The sequence below is a fragment of the Oleiagrimonas sp. genome (assembly GCF_027858935.1).
Lineage (GTDB): Bacteria > Pseudomonadota > Gammaproteobacteria > Xanthomonadales > Rhodanobacteraceae > Oleiagrimonas.
This window is the reverse complement of record NZ_JAQIBU010000141.1, coordinates 1-5125: the sequence shown is the minus strand read 5'-3', so window position 1 is coordinate 5125 and position 5125 is coordinate 1. Positions and strand designations below refer to the sequence as shown.

5 protein-coding genes and 1 pseudogene are annotated in these 5125 nt (G+C 61.0%); all 6 read right to left on the bottom strand.

Going from position 1 to position 5125, the window contains the following annotated elements:
• Positions 1-143, bottom strand: a pseudogene (locus PF446_RS05300) (PLP-dependent transferase); the annotation flags it as partial.
• Positions 144-420: 277 nt separating this feature from the next.
• Positions 421-1164: an SURF1 family protein gene (locus PF446_RS05295; protein ID WP_298070205.1), complete on the bottom strand. Its 744-nt coding sequence runs from the start codon at positions 1162-1164 to the stop codon at positions 421-423.
• A 34-nt stretch (positions 1165-1198) separates the two neighbouring features.
• On the bottom strand, positions 1199-1585 hold the full coding sequence (gene cyoD / locus PF446_RS05290) for a cytochrome o ubiquinol oxidase subunit IV (protein ID WP_298070204.1): 387 nt from the start codon (positions 1583-1585) through the stop codon (positions 1199-1201).
• Positions 1582-2208, bottom strand: coding sequence for a cytochrome o ubiquinol oxidase subunit III (gene cyoC / locus PF446_RS05285; protein ID WP_298070203.1), 627 nt, complete (start codon positions 2206-2208; stop codon positions 1582-1584). Before cyoC ends, cyoD begins: the two co-directional genes overlap by 4 nt.
• Positions 2205-4217: a cytochrome o ubiquinol oxidase subunit I gene (cyoB, locus tag PF446_RS05280; protein ID WP_298070202.1), complete on the bottom strand. Its 2013-nt coding sequence runs from the start codon at positions 4215-4217 to the stop codon at positions 2205-2207. The genes cyoC and cyoB overlap by 4 nt, the downstream gene beginning before the upstream one ends.
• A 23-nt stretch (positions 4218-4240) precedes the next feature.
• On the bottom strand, positions 4241-5125 hold an 885-nt coding region (gene cyoA, locus PF446_RS05275; protein WP_298070201.1), incomplete at its 5' end, for a ubiquinol oxidase subunit II.

Genomic DNA, 5125 nt, shown 5'->3' with positions numbered 1-5125 from the left:
TGCTTGCCGGGGCTCTCCTGCACGTAGGTCGAGGTGGCGTAGATGGGCGTCATGATGGCGCCGGTGGACGGGTCCGGGGACTGTCCGGCGTGGATGGCGCGGGTGCCCAGGCCCAGTTCGGCGGATGGCTTGGCTTTGCTCATGCGATGATCCTTTGGCAGTCGACTGCAGGCTGCAAAGGCGCATTATGGCATGCAGCTCCGCGTGCTCGAAGCATCGTCCAGGCCGGGTGTGCCCCACGACACGGAAGCCGCGTCAGTCAGGCCTTTTTCATGAACATCCGGACTTGAATGGCACGGAACGCGGGACGCGTTCTTCCGCTTTCAGGGATCGGGGCAGCGGAAAAGCCCGCCGCATCCCTCTTGCCCCAAAACTTCTTTGACGCGGCAAGGATCCATGGCCCGAGCGGCCGCTCTCGCGTTACGCGCGTGCCCGCCGCCGGGCACGCCATTGCTGACGGGCAGCGATGCCTGCACCCAGGAGCGTGCCCAGGGCCATCAGGTACCAGGTGATGGCGTAGCCCAGATGGTGATTGGGAAAATGGATCACGGTGAGGCCGGCGACGGGCCAGGCCTTGTGCGTGGCGGTCGCGTCGGCGTCAACGAAATACGGCGCCACCTGGTCGGCGGGCAAACCGCGCGCGGCGCCGATGGCGGCAACGTCGCGCGAATACCATTTCCCGGCTTGCGGCCGGTTGGGACGCAGAAAGCCGCCGCCGGGATCGCTGAACCGCAGCAGGCCGGTCAAGGTGACCTCGCCTTGGGGCGGCTGCGTCTTTGCGAAGGCCGGCGTGCCCGGGAGTCCGGCCGGGACATAGCCGCGATTGACCAGCACCACAAAGCCGCGATCGGTGCGCAGCGGGGCCAGCACCCAAAACCCGTAACCCAAGGTGCTGGTACCATGGACCAGCGTCGGAGCGCCTGCGAGAAACCTTCCATGCAGGCCCACGTGCAGGTACTGCAGGTGGCCCTTGCGTATCCGGGACCATTGCGCGGGTCCGGGCGCTGCCACCGGCGGCGCGTGCGCGCGTGCATGCACGTCATGGATCAGCCCAAGCTTCCAGTGCAGCCGTCGCACCTGCCAGTTGCCCAGCGCGATGAAGCCGGCGAATACCCCGAGCGCCAGCAGCGCCCAGGCTACCGTTTTCAGCGGAAGGCGAGACATCCGGGAGGATGCGGGTTGCTGCACGGCGTCCCGCTCACGAGCCCAGCCTGTGATGCTGGTACTGCGGCGACATGGGCATCATGTTGGCATTTTCGTTGTACATGACCCAGATCGACGCGCCCAGCACGATCACCACAAGCACAGCGGTAAAGATCACCGCCAGCATGTTCCAGCCGTTCTCCGAGCGCGTGTCCAGGTGCAGGAAGTAGATCATGTGCACCACGATCTGCACCGCGGCCAGGGCCAGCACGATCAGGATGGTCGTCTGGTGACTTTCGATCACATGGCCCATCACCAGCCAGAACGGGATGATGGTGAGGATCGCGGCCAGCACAAACCCGGTCAGGTAACCCCGCAGGCTGCCGGTATGTTCATGCATGGCGTCATCGTGCGCATGCGCGGCATTGGACGGATGATTCATCGCAGCACTCCCACCAGATAGACATAGCTGAACACGCCGATCCACACCAGATCCAGGAAATGCCAGAACATGCTGAGACAGCGCAGACGGCGGATATTGGCCTCGTTCAAGCCGTACTTGCCCAGCTGGAACATCAACACGATCAACCACACGATGCCGAGCGACACGTGCAGGCCGTGGGTGCCGACCAGGGTGAAGAACGAGGACAGGAAGGCGCTACGATCGGGACCGGCGCCCTCGGCGATCATGCCGACGAACTCGTGGATTTCCAGACCCACGAACATTGCCGCAAGCAGGCCCGAGATCCCAAGCCACACGAGCATGGCGCGCTTGCGCTGGCGCGACACTTCGAGCATGGCGAAACCGAAGGTGACCGAGGACACCAGCAGCAAAGCCGTATTCACGGCCAGGCCGGGCAGGTCGAGCACATCATGCGCGCTGGGGCCTCCTGCGTAGCTGGTTCCCAACACCGCGTTGCAGGCAAACAGCGACGCAAAGATAAAGCAGTCGCTCATCAGGTAAAGCCAGAACCCGAGCAGGGTTCCGTTGTGCGGATGCCCTTCCTCCAGGCACAGAAAGTCCTGCGGTTCGGAGGGCGCCTTGTCGATTGCAATGCTATTCATGAGGTTGCGCCTTGTGCCTTCGGCTCCCAGTTGCCGATGTGTTGTTCAAATTCACCGACTTCATTCGCCTTGACGTAGCCTTCGCGGTCGTAGTTGAAGGTATGCCAGATGGCGGTCCCGATCAGCGCCACGAACGTAAGGATCGCCAGCCACCAGATGTACCAGACCATGGCAAAGCCGAAGACCGTGGCCAGGACTCCGATCACGACACCCGTGCTGGTGCTTTTGGGCATGTGGATATCGTTGAAGCCTTCCAAGGGACGCTGGTAGCCATGTTTTTTCATGTCATCCCAGGCTTCGCGTTCATGCACCTTCGGGATGAAAGCAAAGTTGTACGGTGGGGGAGGCGATGAGGTTGACCACTCCAGGGTGCGCCCATCCCACGGATCGTTGCCCACAGCCAGTTCGTCGCGGCGACGGATGCTGACGTAGATTTGCACCACGAAGGCGAGGATGCCAAGCAGGATCAGGAACGCGCCAAAGGCCGCAATGATGAACCAGATCTGCAGGCTGGGATCCTCAAAGTGGCTGAGGCGACGGGTCACGCCCATCAGACCCAGCACGTACAACGGGGCAAACGCGACCCAGAAGCCGATCTGCCAGAACCAGAAGCTGACCTTGCCCCAGAACGCGTCAAGCCGGAACCCGAACGCCTTGGGGAACCAGTAGTTGATGCCCGCGAACACGCCGAACACGACGCCGCCGATGATCACGTTGTGGAAGTGCGCGATCAGGAACAGGCTGTTGTGCAGCAGGAAGTCCGCCGGCGCCACCGACAGCATCACGCCGGACATGCCGCCAATGGTGAAGGTGAACAAGAAGCCCATCGTCCACAGCATCGGCACGTCGAAGCGCACGCGTCCACGGTACATCGTGAACAGCCAGTTGAAGATCTTCACACCCGTGGGTATGGAGATCAGCATGGTAGTGAGCGCAAAGAAGGAATTGACGTCAGCGCCCGAACCCATGGTGAAGAAATGGTGCAGCCACACCAGATACGACAGCAGCATGATCGCCGCGGTGGCATACACCATGGACGAATAGCCGAACAGCCGCTTGCCCGAAAAGGTCGAGACGATCTCCGAATACACGCCAAACAGCGGCAGGATCAGGATGTACACCTCCGGGTGTCCCCAGATCCAGATCAGGTTCACATACATCATCACGTTGCCACCGAACCCGTTGGTGAAAAAGTGGGTTCCGATGTAGCGGTCCAGTGACAGCAGGAACAGCGTGGCGGTGAGGATCGGGAACGCGACCACAATCAACCCGCTGGTGCACAGCGAGGTCCAGGTGAACATCGGCATCTTCATCAGCGACATGCCGGGTGCACGCATCTTGAGGATGGTCACGACAAAATTGATGCCGGTCAGAAGGGTGCCCACTCCGGAGAGCTGCAGGCCCCATATGTAATAGTCCACGCCGGGCCCGGGGCTTTGTTTGAGCTCCGAGACGGGGGGCATGCCCAACCAGCCTGCGTGCGAAAAATCACCGACGAACAGCGAGGTCATGAACAGCACCACGCCGGATACCGTCAGCCAGAAACTGAGGTTGTTGAGGAACGGAAAAGCCACATCGCGCGCGCCGATCTGCATCGGCATGGCAAAGTTCATCAGCCCCACGATATAGGCCATCGCCACGAAGAAGATCATGGCCACGCCGTGCGCGCTGAAGACCTGATCGTAGTGGTGGGGGGGCAGGTAGCCCATGTTGCTGCCAAAGGCGATCGCTTGCTGGGACCGCATCATGATCGCGTCGGCGAAGCCGCGGAACAGCATCACTGTGGCGAGCACCATGTACATGATGCCCAGCTTCTTGTGGTCCACACTGGTGAACCATTCGCTCCACAGGTAGCCCCATTTGCGGTAGTAGGTGATCAGCGACAGGACCCCGAGGGCACCGATGCTGACGACGATGAACGTACCGACCACAATCGAGTTGTGGAGCGGAAGCGAACTGAGCGACAAACGCCCAAGCAGGAAATTCCAGATTGCGGGACGGTCAGGCATGGTTTGAACCTCGAAAATTCGGATCAGTGCGTCGTCGCGTTGTACGCGGGCGCCGCTGTCGATGGATTACCGGACTTGGCGCCATCGGCGGAGCTGTCGTGCAGGGCACGGCCACCGCTGGCGTCGATGGTCATCATCTTGTCCAAGCACATCTGTCCCGGATCGACGCATCGATTGAGGATGCGATGGTACAAACCTGCCTCATAGCGCGCGTAGTAGCGCACCGGCACGGCTCGACTGGGTTGATTGAGCTGATCAAACGCCTGGCGATCGAGATTGCCACCTTGAGCACGAACCTTGGCCACCCACTGGCTGAATTTCTGCTGGCTCATGCCAAGGAAGCGAAAACGCATGTCAGTGAAACCGAGACCGCTGTAGTTGGAGGAGTAACCCCTGTAACTTCCCGGCTTGTTGATGACGGCGTTGAGCACCGTCTGCATGCCGGGCATGGTGTAGATCTGTCCAGCCAGCGACGGGATGAAGAACGAATCCATCATCCGGGTCGAGGTCAGCCTGAAATGGATCGGCACATTCACGGGAGCTGCCAGCTCATTGACCGTGGCGATGCCGTACTTCGGATAGAAGAACAGCCACTTCCAGTCCATCGAGACCACCTCGACCTCCAGTGGCTTGGTCTGGCTGGTCACCGACCGACCCTTGCCAATGCGCGTAAGCGAGCGGTAGGGGTCAAGCTGGTGGGTGCCGATCCAGGTCATGGCGCCCAATGCGATGATGATCAGCAGCGGCGCCGCCCAGACCACCAGTTCCACTTTGCTGGAATGGTCCCACTCGGGCTCGTAGGTCGCATCCTTGTTGGAGGCTCGATAGCGCCACGCGATGACGCCGATGGCAATCAGCACCGGCACGATGATCAGCGACATGATGATCACCGAGGCAATCATCAGGTC

Coding starts and splice junctions, on each gene's coding strand:
- cyoB (WP_298070202.1), bottom strand. CDS start 4,217: ATGCCTGACCGTCCCGCAATCTGGAATTTCCTGCTTGGGCGTTTGTCG.
- cyoD (WP_298070204.1), bottom strand. CDS start 1,585: ATGAATCATCCGTCCAATGCCGCGCATGCGCACGATGACGCCATGCAT.
- cyoC (WP_298070203.1), bottom strand. CDS start 2,208: ATGAATAGCATTGCAATCGACAAGGCGCCCTCCGAACCGCAGGACTTT.
- PF446_RS05295 (WP_298070205.1), bottom strand. CDS start 1,164: ATGTCTCGCCTTCCGCTGAAAACGGTAGCCTGGGCGCTGCTGGCGCTC.